Here is a 12,389-nt window from a genome sequence, read left to right on the forward strand (position 1 = left end):
GGTATTAACGTATTAACGGCTTACCGTTTCAGCCCCGGAAGCGTCGGCAGACTGGCTCGCCAACATTTGCGCCGCTAATGTCTGGGCCTTTTCCTGCTCGTAGCGCGATGCCGATGCGGCCACCGAGCCTCCATCGCCGGTACTTAACCAACGCCGGATACGCCCGGCATCCCCAAGCGGAGTGCGCTTGCCAAACGAGTCGAGCATCACCATAGCCGTCGGCTCACCGGCGACATTCACCACCATCACCAAACAGCGGCCAGCACTGGTTAAATAACCCGTTTTGCTCAGCAATACATCCCAGCGCGAACTGCGCACCAAAGGGTTGGTATTAGCGTAGTACAACGAGTAACCAGGGTGGGTAAACCACACATCGTGTTTGGCTGCGGTGGTTGCCTCGCGGACTTTTGGGTAAGCAAACGCCGCTTTTAACATTTTACTTAAGTCGGCCGCAGTAGAGACATTATTCTCGGACAAACCACTCGGGTCGACAAAGTGAGTATGGTTCATGCCCAACGCTTTTGCTTTGGCATTCATGGCCGCTATAAAGGCATCGTAGCCATCGGGGTGGTGGCGCGCCAACAAATAAGCCGCGTAGTTCTCAGACGACATTAGCGAGATCGCCAGCAAATCGCCGCGCGTTGCCTTAGAGCCTGGACGAATCCGCGAATAGGCGTTTGCCGCCGCCGGAATATGACGTTTTTCTACGCTCAGTCGCTGCGACAGTGGCGCGCCCGAATCCAGCACCACTAGCGCGGTCATTACCTTGGTAACGGAGGCAATAGGCATCACCCAATCGGCGCGCTTACTATAGCTTGGTTTACTCGCCTTCAAGGGCGCGACATAGGCGCTCACCGAGGCGAGCTCTAGCTTATCGGGTGATGGCGCGGCCTGCACTGCAACACTCGCCACCAAGCCCCACCCCATAACGATAAGCGGCCACCAGCCACGAACCCGATACCTCATTACTTCGCCTCCCAAAGCGCTATTTTATCCGCCACAAGGTTAACATGGTTTGCGCCGTTACGACCCCGACCAATCGCCCCCATAGACAGCTTTTTTGCTCACAATGTGCGTAGTCAGACAATAAACCGCATTAATTAAGCAATGCCTGTGCTATAAACACAATATGTTTCGCGCTTGATGGGAGCCCGCCCTTCAAGCCTTTAGACGGCCAAGGAGATAACGATGAAACAACTAATTGCAACACTCAGCTTGTGTGTACTGGCGCAGGCGAGCGTCGCCGAGACGCCCAAAACACTGGATTTAAACAGCCTAAGTGAAGCGGTCAATAGCACTCAAGCCGGGGCCAGCCAAGCTTCAGGACTGATGTCTAGCCTGACCGATCAATTAGGGATATCTCAGACTCAGGCCGCCGGTGGCACCTCGGCATTAATGGCCTTGGCCAGCAATGCGCTGTCGGACGACAATGCCGCTATGCTCAAAGATATTATCCCCAGCAGTGGCGGTGCCGCCGGTGGGCTCGCCTCATCACTAATGGGCTCCATTACCAGTATGGACGGCGTTGCCTCGGCCTTTAGCCAACTGGGCTTAGACCCGGCCATGATCGAGCAATTTACTCCGATCCTAATGGATTATGTAGGCAAAAACGGTGGCAGCGATCTGCTGGGTCAACTTAGCTCCATCTGGGGTGGCTAGGAGCTTAGTGAGCACAACAAAAAACGGCGGGTGATCAGCCCGCCGTTTTTATTCCCGGCGTTATGACCTTTCTACAGTGCCTTTATCAATCTCGCGCACACTTACCAATCTAAAAAAACATCACTGGGGTCAAACTCACAACTAACGGCCGAGCGCTGCTTGCGCTCGCGCGCAGCACGAATATCGCGCTGTGCGTTGAGACTCCAAATAGGCGAGTCAAGTGGCGCGAGCTGATAGCCGTTGGCCATAAGCTGTTGCACAATGCCGCGCCGCGCTCCCACCGCTTGCTCGGCGCGCTGAAACGGCCCTTGCGCAGTAGCGCGCTCGGGGGTGGTCGCCCGCCCAGCGTAGGCCAGTAAAGTGGCCATGCCGTTATCATCCTGGCGCAAGTGAATCTCAATCCGCCAATCGCCGTTCATTAATACAATGGGATCACGGGACGCTGGGATAGCGGCATTATTTATTGTCGGCCTCGTCATGGTGCGCCTTTTACAGGTTGTTCTCTAAAAATACTAAAACGTCTTTGAGCACAGGCACAGCGTGCGTATCAAAACAGCTGCCCAGCGCTTCTATACACCCAGTATCCATATACGCGTGATTGTTGCCCTCGTAGACCGTTACGCGCGCCGGGTGCCCCGCCGCTTTAAGTTTATTGACATAGTCCTGAACAGCCTCGGGCGGGGTTGTGGTATCCAGGCTACCCACGTGATGCCACTGCGGCGGGAGCTGATACGCAGTCGCTTGCGGAATATTATAGATAGGCGACACCGCCCGGTAGTAGTCGGGCTGATTTTGTACGCTGACACCGGCGCCAAAAATGCCGCGCGGTTCAGCGCCGGCAAACTGCCAAAACATATTATCTTTTGTCTCAAACCCGCCGCGGGCGGCCGCTAACAAATCAAACGCACCGTAACTAATGACGGCCGCCTGCACCGCTAAGCCATCTTCGGCGGCCACCTGCTCGGCGGTTTTGCCTGCGGGCAACCAGGTGGGGCTAAACCCTAAACTGTCACCACCAAAACCATCCGTCTCCAACGCCCGGCCGCGGGTTAACACCATAGAGGCCAAGTGGCCACCAGCGCTATCGCCCGTTACGGCGATGCGTGCCGGATCGCCCCCGTATTCGGCGATGTGGGCCTTCACCCAAAGTAGCCCACCAAATACATCCTCGACGACTTCATTCATGGTGGTCGTGTTGTAATTGTCGGGCAGCAACCGGTAATTTATGTTGGCCACCACATAACCGCCCTGCCCGGCCAAATAAGCGCTCATGGAGTCCATCACGCTTTCATTATTAATCAGCCAGCCGCCACCGTGATAGATCACCACCACTGGCGCGTTACTGGCCGAGTTAGGCTGATAAATATCCACCGTAAGGGGGCGCCCAGAGGCCTCAGCCCAGACAATATCATCGTGTTTTGTCACCTCACCGGCCAATACCCCAAAAGAGGTTGTTAGCCCCCACAGCAACCATAAGGTGCGCTTAGCGACTACAGACAGATAATGGGCTATCGAGTTATTCATTGTTATTGGCTCCTCTTATTAAAAGTATCGTCTGACTTTAATGCAACCAGTAACAAGGCACCAGATAGAGCAACACTTATTGCCACAACTTTACCCCGCGCTACCAACTAACCTCAGAGGCTTGCTTAATAAATGCATCCAGGTACTCAGTCCCACTGTCGCTAGCCCGCACCCCGAGGTAAATATGCTTATGAATACCCAACTCACCCAAACTGAGGGCGCTAATGGGTAACCTGCCCGCGTACTCTTCCACCAGCCAGCGCGGCAGCGCGGCGACCCCACGCCCCACCGCAACCGTGTGCAACATAATATCGGTCGTCTCGATGGTTTTGTGACGGCGCGGCGCCACCCCCGCCGGCTGCATAAATTGGCTGTAAACATCCAAACGCTCGACCGGCACCGGGTAGGAAATTAACGTTTCCGGTACCAACTGCTCAGGACGCACAAATCTGGCCTGCGCTAGCGAATGAGTATTGGCCACCACCAAGACTTGCTCGTACTCAAATACCGGCGTAAACACCACTCCGGGCTTATGCAGCGGATCGGGAGTGACCAGCAAGTCAATATCGTGGCCAAACAGAGCCGCCATACCGCCAAACTGAAACTGCTGTTTAACGTCTACATCAACGCCGGACCAGGCCGTTAAGTAAGGGCCCACTATCTTCAACAGCCATTGATAACAGGGGTGGCACTCCATACCTATTCGCAACACACCCCGCTCACCCACTGCCATACGGGCTATCACATCTTCGGCGTGATCAAATTGAGGCAGCAGCCGCCCCGCCATACTCAGCAGATAGGCGCCAGCCTGAGTCGGCCTTAGTTGTCGCCCCTCGCGCTCCCACACAGGCGTACCCAGCTGTCGCTCTAGCTTCTTGATGGCATGGCTCAAAGCCGACTGCGTCAGGTGCAGCCGCTCGGCTGCCGCCGTCAGCGACCCCTCTTGCTCTACCGCCCGTAAAATCGCCAGATGGCTGCGCTCGATCACTGTACTTTCCCCCGCTACCAATCAACTCATGAATAAATCTCATCATTTTATGAAATAATACCATTTTTAATCATACAACAACCTGCCTACACTCGCCTCCTCAATGACTAGGAGGCCACTATGGCAACAACACACAATCTGGGGTTTCCCCGTATCGGCGCCCAGCGCGAGCTTAAATTTGCCCAAGAGGGCTTTTGGAAGGGGCAGCTGCCCGAGCGCGAACTGCAACAAACCGGGCAGAGGCTGCGCGCGCAAAACTGGCAAGCGCAACAGAAACTCGACTTAGCACCGGTGGGAGACTTTTCGTTTTACGATCAGGTGCTCGACACCAGCTTTACCTTGGGCCACGTTCCGGCGCGCGTGAGTAACCTGGCCGGCTCGGAATTGGACAACTATTTTCGTATTGCGCGGGGCCGCTCTAACAACGACAGCGATTGCCAGTGCGTACACGCCGGCGAAATGACCAAGTGGTTCGACACCAACTATCACTACATCGTCCCCGAGTTCAGCGCCGACGACACATTTACTCTTAACCCCGATCGCCTATTAGCGCAGCTGGCCGAAGCACGCCAACAAAATGTAAATACCAAGCCGGTGATCATCGGGCCGATCACCTACCTGTGGCTGGGTAAAAGTAAAGACAACTCCAACCGTTTAGCGCTGCTAAACAAATTACTGCCAGTCTACAGCGAGCTGCTACAGGTACTGGCCGAGCAAGGCGTGGAATGGGTACAAATAGACGAGCCGGCCCTGGTGACCGAGCTTGGCACCGATTGGCAACACGCGGTAAACCTCGCTTATCACACACTAAAAAGCGCACCGGTAAAGCTGTTGCTCGCCACCTACTTTGGGGAGCTAGCCGATAACCTAAAACTTACCTGCGAGCTGCCCGTAGCCGGCATTCATATCGACGCCATTAGCGCACCGGCGGAAGTCAATAAAGTGGTGGACTGGCTGCCCTCCCACAAAGTGTTATCGCTAGGCATTATTAACGGGCGCAATATATGGAAGACAGACCTTAACGCCACGCTTAACTGGCTAGCGCCCATTGCCGACAAACTATCGGAGCGGCTGTGGTTAGCACCCTCGTGCTCGCTGCTGCACGTACCGGTAGACATCAATGCCGAAACCACACTCGACCCTGAAGTAAAAAGCTGGCTGGCTTTTGCACTGCAAAAGCTTGACGAATTGCAGGTTATTGCCAGCGCTATTAACCATGGCCGCCCCAGCGTTGCTAACGAACTTGCGGACAACGCCCGCGCCATTGCCGCTCGGCGCCAATCGCCCCGGGTACACAACAATGCCGTGCGCACAAAGGTAGCCGGTATTACCCGCGAACTTGGCGAGCGGCAAAGTGCCTACAGTGTGCGGGCGCAAAAGCAACGGGCGCGTTTTAACTTGCCAACCTACCCGACCACCACCATCGGCTCTTTTCCGCAAACGCTGGATATTCGCAAAGCGCGTCGACAGTTTAAAAATGGCGAGCTAAAACAGGACGAGTACCTAACGCAAATGCAAGCCGAAATTAAGCGCTCGGTGCGCGAGCAAGAAACGTTAGGCTTAGATGTACTGGTTCATGGCGAGGCCGAGCGCAACGACATGGTGGAGTATTTTGGTGAACAGCTAGACGGTTACGTATTTAGCCGCTTTGGCTGGGTGCAATCGTACGGTTCGCGCTGCGTTAAGCCGCCCATTTTATTCGGCGACATCAGCCGTCCCAATGCCATGACGGTAGAGTGGATCCAGTACGCACAGTCACTTACCGATAAACCCCTAAAGGGGATGTTAACCGGGCCTGTGACGATTCTTAACTGGTCATTTGTGCGCGACGATCAGCCGCGCAGCGAAACCTGCCAACAACTTGCGTTGGCCATACGCGATGAAGTGCAGGATCTGGAAAAAGCCGGCGTCGGTATTATTCAAATTGATGAGGCCGCCCTACGCGAGGGCTTGCCGCTGCGCAAAAGTCAGTGGAAAAACTATTTGGATTGGGCCGTGGAGTGTTTTCGCATCAGCGCCAATGGGGTGGCCGATGAAACACAAATCCATACCCATATGTGTTACTCGGAATTTAACGATATTATCGAGTCCATCGCACACATGGACGCCGACGTTATTACCATCGAGACATCGCGCTCGGATATGGAATTACTGGACGCTTTTGATGACTTTAACTACCCCAATGATATTGGCCCCGGAGTGTACGATATTCACTCGCCCAATATTCCCAGCCAAGAGCACATTATTCATTTAATGAGCAAGGCGCGCGAGCGAATTCCCGCCGAACGTTTATGGATAAACCCCGACTGCGGCCTAAAAACCCGTCAGTGGGAAGAGGTGTTACCGGCACTGCAAAATATGGTGAGTGCCGCTAAGCGGCTGCGCGCCAGCGCGTAATTCATCGTAATGCAGCCAGCCCAAGGCGGTTAAACGCCTTAGGCTGGCTATCGTTTGTGCAACAATTTTGCAACTGTTTCGGCCGTGATTGTTTCACCTACGCCACTCATGTTGCCCGCTGGGAAGCTCACTACACACATTGCTCCGGGAGCACAATGGGAAAACCATACCGCTCCCCTGAGGCGCAATGTATTCTAATGTAAACCTTGGGCTTATCACTGAACTGCTCAAGTATTTTCACCTCAAAGTGCCCGACTACTATGATTCAGGCAGGCGCTATGAACAAACCACTTAATAACGTTCCATTTGCAGATCTGCAGCAACTTATTCTTGACAGTTTTCGCGTGGGAGTGAACGAGCTCACAGGCTACAGAACCCGGCCGAATCTACCATCAAAGACACGCCAGACTCCTGCAGAGAAAACGCACTTACCCCCCAAGAACCACTACCAGGTGATTACCCAGCCAGGTGCCGGACCTTACTCATTAGCCAATATTTTTAGCAACGGCATTTATGTGCGGGGCACCATCCACGAAAACAAACCCGGCATACCACTCACCTTAAAATTTAAACTTATCGACCTGGACCACGACAACAGACCATTGGCCGCAGCGGCCATTTACCTATGGCATGGCGACAACAACGGCGTATATGCGAGCCACTCATTGACCGATATCGAGTCTTCCAAGAGTACGTTTTGTAGGGGCTTACAGGATGTTAACCACCTCGGTGAAGTCACCTTTCACACAATTTACCCGGGTAATGGCGTGGATAGTCGCGGGCATTTGAATGTTCAGGTATTTGTGTACGATGGCGCGGGACCGGCGACTTCCGCCACTTTAACAATAAATCTGTTAACCGAAACCGGCACCTCGCAAATGAGGAGATCACGAAGCAGAGTCGATATAAATGGGTTAGGTGGCAAAAACGCCGGTCAGCCTAGCGCTCAAGTCAGCGGATCATTAGATGAGGGGTTTACCGCCACCCTAACCATTGGCGTGACGGTACAACGCTAAATCTATTCACTAAACCTAAGGCTTTTTCACGCTGCCGTATAACGCCAAGCCAAAGACAACCAGCAAAACGAAACTCACCATCACTAAGCAATGCGCCATCGACAAACCCAGTATAACCGGCGGCGTTGCCTGACACATGTCTTGCACCTGAAACATCCAGGGCATCCACTCATCCAGTGGAGCCCAGCTCGGAAAGCTCGCCCGAAACCCGCAAGAGCTACCGTGACCGATAGCGTATTCCACTTTGATTAAGCTCCAGGTTTCGAGCGACAGCCCGATACTTAAACCCAAACCCGCTAAAACACTCACTACCCGCCCCACACGCCAACGCTTTAGCCACAACGCTAACAGGCTGACAATAAAAATAGCCGCCACCCAGACACGCACATAAATGCACAGCTCACAGGGGTAGTAGTGCCACACATGCTGAAACAACAAAGCCCCTATTTCTAGCGCCAACATCAAACCAGCCACCGCCAACCAAAAATAGCGGCAATGCGCCGAATACAACAACCGATTTAAAAAACTTACCTTCATGTCATCGCCTCGTTATCGTTATCAATTTCTTTTTTGTAAAAGAGGCGTAGACGCCTCATCCCAAAAATTTTATGCCACGCCAAACCAATCGTTATGTCGGTCAAAAAAACATCCTAATCAACTCGTCCTCCCTTAACGTTAACCTTATCGTCATACCAATAGAAACGCTACGCCACTAAAAACAAAACCCGTTCACTTTTTGGAAAGTTTTTATGGCAAGTATTGTTTTTACTTCTACGGTTAATGAGCCTCATGTTTATCAAAAATACGTGAATTAACACGTATATATTTTTTGATTTTCGTGACGTGCGCACAGCGCGAGACCGATGACATTGCTCAGACTAGCCGAGCGATTTATCGGCTGCGCGCAGTAGTAGTGCAATGCCCTATCGCAGCGGTAACCTTGCCTGCAAAACCGCAGCAAGAATGCCCTTACCGCTTAGGACTTAAAAACCAAAAAAAGTCGTCGCATTTTACCACCGACGGCCTGACTTGGTACGACAATAACTAGGAGAGTTATCTTGAACATTAAAAAGATTGCCGCCCATGTGGCTTGTTCTATATCCGTACTCAGCATCGCGCAAACGAATGCCCAAACTCAGAATTACGGCGAGGCGCTGCAAAAATCTATCTACTTTTACGAGGCGCAACAAGCCGGTCCGTTGCCTGAGTGGAACCGCGTCCCCTGGCGCGGCGACTCAACTCCTACCGATGGCGATGACGTTGGCCTGGATTTGCGCGGCGGCTGGTTTGACGCCGGCGATCACGTAAAGTTCGGCTTCCCGATGGCCGCCACCACCACCTTATTGGCGTGGGGCGCGGTGGATTACCGCCAAGCGTATGAAGACTCGGGGCAACTCGAACACATCCTAAACAATCTGCGCTTCGTTAACGATTACTTTATTAACGCCCACCCATCTCCCAATGTGCTTTACGGCCAAGTTGGGGTAGGCTCGGCAGATCACACCTTTTGGGGGCCGGCCGAAGTCGTGCACCACAAGATCCCCGAGTCGCGTCAGGCCATGAAGATCGACTTGAGCTGCCCAGGCGTAGACCTGGCCGCCGAAACGGCCGCTGCGATGGCATCGTCGTCTATGGTATTCGCGCCAAACGACGCGGCCTATGCCAGCACCCTGCTAACACACGCCGAGCAACTGTTTGCTTTCGCAGAGCAAACCACCGGCACCGATGGCACCGATAACGCGTACTCTAACTGTATTACTGACGCAAAAGCCTTTTACAACTCAACCTACGGCGTCTACTGGGACGAGCTCGCCTGGAGTGCCTTATGGTTGTGGCGCGCCACGGGTAATGACGACTACCTAACCAAAGCGCTTGGGTACTACGATCAAATGGGTAACGAAACCCAGTCGGACACCCCCGTATACACCTGGTCACTGGGCTGGAACGACAAAGCCTATGCCGTTTACGTGATGATGGCGAAGCTGTTGGGTGACGAGCGCTACCATACCGATGCTCAGCGCTATTTGGATCACTGGAGCATCGGCGCCGGCAAGCGCACCCCCGGTGGTGTCGTGGTGGTCGATGGGTCCGGCTGGGGCGTGAACCGCTATGCGGCCAACATCGCTTATTTATCGCTTTATTACGCCGACGCGCTGGGCGAATCCGACCCACTGTACAGCCGTTATCAAGACTTTGGCGTAACCCAAATTGATTATATATTGGGAGAAAACCCCGCTAATCGCAGCTTCTTAATTGGCTACGGCAACAACTACCCCACCAATGTGCATCACCGTGGCTCACACGGCTCATGGGCAGACAGCCTGCAAGTGCCAGAGCAACAGCGCCACATTCTGTACGGTGCCGTGGTGGCCGGGCCTGATGCCGACACCAATTACACCGAAGATCGCGGCGACTACATCATGAACGAAGTGGCCGTGGACTATAACTCCGGTTTTACCAGTGCCGCCGCAGCGCTTTATAACGATTACGGTGGCGAGCCACTGCCCGAATCGCAATTTCCGCCTGAGGAGCCAGCTCATGAGGAGTTCCTGGTCGGTGCCACCATCAACAGCGAAGGGCCTCGCCACGTGGAAATTCGCGGCGTAATCCAAAATCGCAGCACCGCTCCGGCGCAAGGGCGCGACGATTTGTCGTTCCGCTATTTTTATGATCTGAGCGAGGTGTACGACGCGGGCTACAGCGCCGCCGATGTCACCATCTCTACCGCGTACTCTCAGGCGAGCAATGTCACAGGCCCTCACCCATGGGGCGACCCGGCCGATCATATCTATTACGCCGAAGTAAGTTTTACCGGTGATACGATCTTCCCGGGCGGTCAATCGGCGCATCGCCGTGAAGTACAGTTTCGCGCATCGCTGCCCACCAACACCGATGCCAGTGTGTGGGACAACACCAATGACCCTTCGTGGATGGCCGCCTACAACGACCCTAGCGATCAGTACGGCTACCCTTCAGATACCATTCCGGTGTATGGCGATGACGGCTTGCTACAAGGCGAAGAGCCCGGTGGCGGCTGTGGTGGCAGCAGCGGGGTTAACTGTTTGCCAACCGCCAACGACCTAAGCGTGACTACCGCGTTTGAAACAGCGGTCGACATTCAGCTTGAGGGCTCAGACAGCGACGGCAGTGTGACGCAATACAATGTCACCTCAGCACCTACCAGCGGTACCTTAAGTGGCTCTGGCGCCAACTTAAGCTACACCCCCGACGATGGTTTTAGCGGCAGCGACAGCCTGACTTATACCGTCACGGACAACGCCGGTGGTGTATCAGAGCCGGCGGTGGTAGATATTAACGTCGAGGCCGAGTTGGTGCCTTCTGTCGCCATTAGCTCTCCCGCTAACGGCACGGAAGTAGAGCTGGGCGCTGACTTCACTGTGCAGTTTAATCTCGCCAACGCTGACGGCGTGCGGGTAAGCGTCAACGACATGGTGATCACCGATGTAACCAGTGGCAACAGCGTGGTACTGAGCGCACCTAGCTCGGTGGGCGAGTTTACCGTAACGGTTGTCGCGCTAGACGACTCCGGTGCCGAAGTGGGCTCCCCCGACACAATCAGCTTAAACGCTGTCAGCGAGCCGGTGAATACAGCGCCTGTGGCCTGTGTCGATCAAGCCAATATCACGGTGAATGTCGGTCAAACCGTTAACCTGGATGCCAGCTGTTCGGCCGACCCGGATGGCGACAATCTGAGCTTTGCCTGGGATCTGGGCAACGGCCAATCCGCCAGCGGTCAAACCGCCAGTGTTAGTTACGCCTCGGCGGGTAGCTACACCGTGACGTTAACGGCCAGCGACGGCACCGACACCGACACAGTCACCAGTAACGTGACGGTAGAAGCCGCCAGTGGTGGCGGTCAGTGTGAGTACATTGTAACCAACGAGTGGAACAGCGGTTACACCGGGCTGATTCGTATCACCAACAGTGGCAACAGTGCTATCAATGGCTGGAACGTTAACTGGAGCTACAGCGATGGCTCCACGTTGGTCAACACCTGGAACGCCAATGTCACTGGCTCTAACCCGCACTCTGCAAGCAACCTTAGCTGGAACAGTACAATCCAGCCGGGGCAGTCTGCCGAGTTTGGTTTTCAGGTTAACAAGGGCTCTGCCAACGCCGTAGTACCGGCGGTTAGCGGTAGCGTTTGTGATCAGTAACAACCCGTAAAGGCCTTAACGGGCCCACACCAGGGCCGGCATAGTGATATGCCGGCCCTTTTTTATGGGCACGTTAACTCGGGCGCGGCGCAAACATAATGATCGCCATCCCCAGTAGCGCTACCACCACCCCCACCAAATCCCATAACGTGGGCCGGATACCGTCCACCCACCAAAGCCACAATAACGCGACAAAAATATACACACCGCCATAGGCAGCATATACCCGCCCCGCCGCATTCGGGTGCAAGGTGAGCAGCCAGGCAAACAGCGCTAAACTCAAAGCAGCGGGCAACAATAACCATACGGTTTTGCCCTCCCGCAGCCACAAATAGGGCAAGTAACAGCCCACTATCTCGGCTACCGCCGTGGCCACAAACAGACCCAGCGTGCGCAACACCGTCACTGGCAAATCTGATTCCAAGTTATACCTCCGAATACAAATGCCCACTTTTAGCAACCACAGCGTGAGTCATGAGTGTAATAATTAGCGCGCAACCGCGTTATGCGGCGAGCTTAACCGCACACGCTTGATTGAGCGAGTCGTCTATTTCTACTATGATTCATCTTTACATTGCATAACAATCCCCTAAGCCAATGGCCTTAGGACAGATGAGCCGCAGCAAA

General features: G+C 54.2%; 10 protein-coding genes. 4 read left to right on the forward strand and 6 right to left on the reverse strand.

Features of this window, described 5'->3' with window-relative positions; translation table 11 throughout:
* Positions 1–12: 12 nt before the first annotated feature.
* A complete protein-coding gene (gene pbpG, locus SD69_RS15025; protein ID WP_041523856.1) occupies positions 13–966 on the reverse strand; it encodes a D-alanyl-D-alanine endopeptidase in 954 nt (317 codons plus the stop codon).
* Between the two features lie 222 nt (positions 967–1,188).
* Between pbpG and SD69_RS15030 the strand changes: the two genes are divergently transcribed.
* Positions 1,189–1,659, forward strand: coding sequence for a DUF2780 domain-containing protein (locus tag SD69_RS15030; protein ID WP_052481205.1), 471 nt, complete (start codon positions 1,189–1,191; stop codon positions 1,657–1,659).
* Positions 1,660–1,760: 101 nt separating this feature from the next.
* Here SD69_RS15030 and SD69_RS15035 read toward each other — a convergent pair whose 3' ends face one another.
* The 3 genes from SD69_RS15035 to SD69_RS15045 form a co-directional block, all read right to left on the reverse strand.
* The gene (locus SD69_RS15035; protein WP_157471714.1) at positions 1,761–2,138 is read right to left on the reverse strand and encodes a PA4575 family protein; all 378 of its coding nucleotides are present in this window, start codon (positions 2,136–2,138) and stop codon (positions 1,761–1,763) included.
* A 10-nt stretch (positions 2,139–2,148) separates the two neighbouring features.
* Entirely contained in the window at positions 2,149–3,183 is a 1,035-nt protein-coding gene (locus tag SD69_RS15040; RefSeq protein WP_052481206.1) for an alpha/beta hydrolase, read from the reverse strand.
* A 100-nt stretch (positions 3,184–3,283) separates the two neighbouring features.
* Positions 3,284–4,171 (reverse strand): LysR family transcriptional regulator, encoded by an 888-nt coding sequence (locus SD69_RS15045; protein ID WP_041523859.1) that lies wholly within the window; start codon positions 4,169–4,171, stop codon positions 3,284–3,286.
* A 120-nt stretch (positions 4,172–4,291) separates the two neighbouring features.
* On the opposite strand from SD69_RS15045, the gene metE reads away from it, so the two are divergent.
* Both metE and SD69_RS15055 read left to right on the forward strand, forming a co-directional pair.
* On the forward strand, positions 4,292–6,568 hold the full coding sequence (metE, locus tag SD69_RS15050) for a 5-methyltetrahydropteroyltriglutamate--homocysteine S-methyltransferase (RefSeq protein ID WP_041523860.1): 2,277 nt from the start codon (positions 4,292–4,294) through the stop codon (positions 6,566–6,568).
* Between the two features lie 278 nt (positions 6,569–6,846).
* Positions 6,847–7,584: a peptidase associated/transthyretin-like domain-containing protein gene (locus tag SD69_RS15055; protein ID WP_157471716.1), complete on the forward strand. Its 738-nt coding sequence runs from the start codon at positions 6,847–6,849 to the stop codon at positions 7,582–7,584.
* Between the two features lie 15 nt (positions 7,585–7,599).
* Here the strand turns inward: SD69_RS15055 and SD69_RS15060 are convergent, their stop codons facing one another.
* Positions 7,600–8,121, reverse strand: a complete 522-nt coding sequence (locus SD69_RS15060) for a disulfide bond formation protein B (protein WP_041523862.1) — start codon at positions 8,119–8,121, stop codon at positions 7,600–7,602.
* A gap of 521 nt (positions 8,122–8,642) precedes the next feature.
* Between SD69_RS15060 and SD69_RS15065 the strand changes: the two genes are divergently transcribed.
* Entirely contained in the window at positions 8,643–11,762 is a 3,120-nt protein-coding gene (locus SD69_RS15065) for a glycoside hydrolase family 9 protein (protein WP_232301216.1), read from the forward strand.
* A 73-nt stretch (positions 11,763–11,835) separates the two neighbouring features.
* Here the strand turns inward: SD69_RS15065 and SD69_RS15070 are convergent, their stop codons facing one another.
* Positions 11,836–12,162 (reverse strand): YnfA family protein, encoded by a 327-nt coding sequence (locus tag SD69_RS15070; RefSeq protein WP_041524898.1) that lies wholly within the window; start codon positions 12,160–12,162, stop codon positions 11,836–11,838.
* Positions 12,163–12,389 lie beyond the last annotated feature (227 nt).

This window comes from Gilvimarinus agarilyticus, from assembly GCF_000832015.1.
Lineage (GTDB): Bacteria > Pseudomonadota > Gammaproteobacteria > Pseudomonadales > Cellvibrionaceae > Gilvimarinus > Gilvimarinus agarilyticus.

Bases quoted from the DNA above. Each gene is read 5' to 3' on its own strand.
- pbpG (WP_041523856.1), bottom strand. From the start codon at position 966: ATGAGGTATCGGGTTCGTGGCTGGTGGCCGCTTATCGTTATGGGGTGG.
- SD69_RS15030 (WP_052481205.1), top strand. From the start codon at position 1,189: ATGAAACAACTAATTGCAACACTCAGCTTGTGTGTACTGGCGCAGGCG.
- SD69_RS15035 (WP_157471714.1), bottom strand. From the start codon at position 2,138: ATGACGAGGCCGACAATAAATAATGCCGCTATCCCAGCGTCCCGTGAT.
- SD69_RS15040 (WP_052481206.1), bottom strand. From the start codon at position 3,183: ATGAATAACTCGATAGCCCATTATCTGTCTGTAGTCGCTAAGCGCACC.
- metE (WP_041523860.1), top strand. From the start codon at position 4,292: ATGGCAACAACACACAATCTGGGGTTTCCCCGTATCGGCGCCCAGCGC.
- SD69_RS15055 (WP_157471716.1), top strand. From the start codon at position 6,847: ATGAACAAACCACTTAATAACGTTCCATTTGCAGATCTGCAGCAACTT.
- SD69_RS15060 (WP_041523862.1), bottom strand. From the start codon at position 8,121: ATGAAGGTAAGTTTTTTAAATCGGTTGTTGTATTCGGCGCATTGCCGC.